General features: G+C 35.3%; 3 protein-coding genes and 1 pseudogene. 1 reads left to right on the forward strand and 3 read right to left on the reverse strand.

Annotation, left to right across the window (positions count from 1 at the left end; all coding sequences use genetic code 11):
• A partial coding sequence (hisJ, locus tag AC3AX0_RS05695; protein ID WP_487549341.1) for a histidinol-phosphatase HisJ occupies window positions 1-843 on the reverse strand: 843 nt, incomplete at its 3' end.
• Window positions 844-987: 144 nt separating this feature from the next.
• On the opposite strand from hisJ, the gene AC3AX0_RS05700 reads away from it, so the two are divergent.
• Window positions 988-2,286: a patatin-like phospholipase family protein gene (locus AC3AX0_RS05700; protein ID WP_487549342.1), complete on the forward strand. Its 1,299-nt coding sequence runs from the start codon at window positions 988-990 to the stop codon at window positions 2,284-2,286.
• Between the two features lie 50 nt (window positions 2,287-2,336).
• Here the strand turns inward: AC3AX0_RS05700 and AC3AX0_RS05705 are convergent, their stop codons facing one another.
• Window positions 2,337-2,555 carry a GNAT family N-acetyltransferase gene (locus AC3AX0_RS05705; RefSeq protein WP_487549343.1) on the reverse strand — a complete coding sequence of 73 codons (219 nt, stop codon included), beginning with the start codon at window positions 2,553-2,555 and terminating at the stop codon, window positions 2,337-2,339.
• A pseudogene (locus tag AC3AX0_RS05710) lies at window positions 2,549-2,736 on the reverse strand (methyltransferase family protein); the annotation flags it as partial. The gene AC3AX0_RS05705 and the pseudogene AC3AX0_RS05710, both read right to left, overlap by 7 nt.

The raw sequence follows: 2,736 nt of genomic DNA on the forward strand, positions 1-2,736 counted from the left end.
CTGAATATCAACACTCTCCCATCCGTTTTCTGTAAGTATATTTACACATCTGCATTCCAGTGCCTTAAGCTTTTCAATAGCCTCAAAAAACTCATAATCCACACCCTCTACAGTATGAGAATCACAGCTAACAGTCATGGGAATGTCCATTTTAACCATTTCTTTTATTACCCAGTCCGAAGGGTAGTATTCAGTTGTATATCCCCTCGCCTTACCTCCGGTGTTTATTTCAACAATAGAGCCACCTTCCTTGATTTTCTCAAGACATTCCATAATTGCATCTACATACCATTTATCCTTTTCTTCAAAGAAATAGTTTCCACTATTGCTCTTCTTTATTAGGTCAAGGTGTCCAAGAATATCAGGTTTGAATTCAAGAGCCATTTTTCCAACACATTTGTAGTAGAATTCAACAGCCTCTCTAGTATTGCCTTCAAAACTTTCCTTTATTCCCTGCTCAAGCTCGTCCCTGGTATAGTCAACAGTCCACATCACTCCATTGTGAAAATTCGCCAAATAGTGTACCGAACCTACTGTATAGTCAAGTTTATCTATTATTTCTTTCTCAAGATGACTTACACCCATTCCAGGTATGTAGTCAATTTCAAGACCCATGAATATTCTAATCTTGTCGCTGTATTTCTTCTTCATGTCCTTTACATCATTTAAATATCCTTCCAGATTTTCTCTTTTCATGGTCCAGTCCGTCTCGAAGGGAACAGGTCCATGTGATGAAATACCATAATATTTTAATCCCTTGTCGATTGCAGATTTAACCATATCTTCCATTGTATTTGTTCCGTCACAGTATGTAGTGTGACTGTGATAGTTGAATTTTATCATTATTACCTCCTTAATGATTATAGCTACTACATTATATCACTATGATGTCAATTCATAAATAATTATTCAGCGCCGTTGTATATTATATGAAATTTTGTTACTATTATATTATGACTAAAGGATAAAACTACAGGTGGTGCATTTATGAGCAGGGAAATAATAGATATTAACAAGGAATACGGTCTGGTTTTTGCCGGAGGAGGAACAAAAGGCTGCTATGAGATAGGTGTATGGAAGGCTCTTCGAGAGCTTGGAATTAAAATAAAAGCCGTGACAGGAACGTCAATAGGCGCCATAAACGGAGCTTTTTTTGTACAGGACGATTACGACATGGCTTATAAAATATGGTCAAATATCAATATTGAAAATTTCATTAATGTTGAAAATGACAATATGATAACAATGTTCATGGCTGCAATAAAAAACAGCGGTCTTGATGTTTCACCATTAAGAAAAATGATGGATCAATACTTCGACGAGGATAAAATAAGAAAATCAAATATTGACTACGGACTAGTTACATATTCACTGTCCGACTATGCTCCTGTGACTATAATGAAAAAAGACATTCCCATAGGTCAGATCAACGACTATATAATGGCAAGCGCTAACCTCCCCATATTCAAAACTGCTGAAATTGATGGCAAAAAATTCATAGATGGCGGAGTATACGACAATATTCCTGCCCCCCTTCTTGCAAAATCAGGGATAAGGGATATAATAATTGTCCACCTATCAGGAACTGTCCTCACAAGAAACTACACTGCAAAAAAACTTGGAATAGATTCACTGTACAATATAAAAAACTCATCGGAACTCTGCGGCATGCTTGAATTCGACAATGATAAAATAATGCAGGGTATAGAGATGGGCTATCTTGATACATTAAAGGCTTTCGGTAAGGTCCATGGTTCAAAATACTTCATCAGCAACTCCATTGAAGACTTCGAGGAATCCAAGCTTCTGAAGCCCGTAACTGATACTGAACTTGTTGGAATACTGGACAAGATACTTGATGATTCAGACGGAGACTCAAAAAATACAAGATACTCCTTAATCAAGAGACTTTATGAATACTCTGACAATAAGCTCACTTCAAAGACCGTTCTTTTGTCCTGCCTTGAAATAGCAGCAGAAATCTTTGAAATCGAACATATAAAACTATATTCGGGAGAAGAGCTTTACATCGAAGTAGTAAATGAATATATTACGACCATGGAAGCACTGGAAAACTTCCAATCCATAAAGACATTAACCGAGATGTACAAGTCCATGGATTTCAATGATATAAACAAGAAAAATCTAGCTGCATATTTCATTTCTCTAGGAGAAAGCGACAAGACCAGCAAGAAATATCTTCAAAAGTATTTACCAAAAGTATATATAGTATATCTTTTTCTCGATTTTATGCGTAGCAGAGATAAAAAACTTCTGCCTAAATAATATAAACCCTGATCAACTTCAAATTTCAAAAGACTTCGGATGCTGTATTGTTATATGAAACAATCAACAACTGAAGTTTTTCTGTACCAATACTTGTATACTTCTTTGAAACCTAAAGTAGAATATAAATTCTCTGCAATTGTATTCCCTACTACTACTTGTAAATATGCACTTTTAGTTCCTAATTGCTTTGCAGTAACAAGGATTTTACTCATTACTGCTTTTCCCATTCCATTTCCTCTAAATGTAGCAACTTGATTAGCTACCAAATGTACGGAATCACTCTGTACTTCACTTTTTTCATATATTCCTTGTAGCCAATTAACTCTTGTTGCAATACCTTTTCTTCATTTATAGTCCTTATCGCGAAAATCATCGGAACAATTAACACAACTGGAATGAATACATATAATGCTCCTAATATCAGAGGTATTGGACAAAATATTAGTA

The sequence above is a fragment of the Dethiosulfatibacter sp. genome (assembly GCF_983023055.1).

Bases quoted from the DNA above. Each gene is read 5' to 3' on its own strand.
- AC3AX0_RS05700 (WP_487549342.1), top strand. From the start codon at position 988: ATGAGCAGGGAAATAATAGATATTAACAAGGAATACGGTCTGGTTTTT.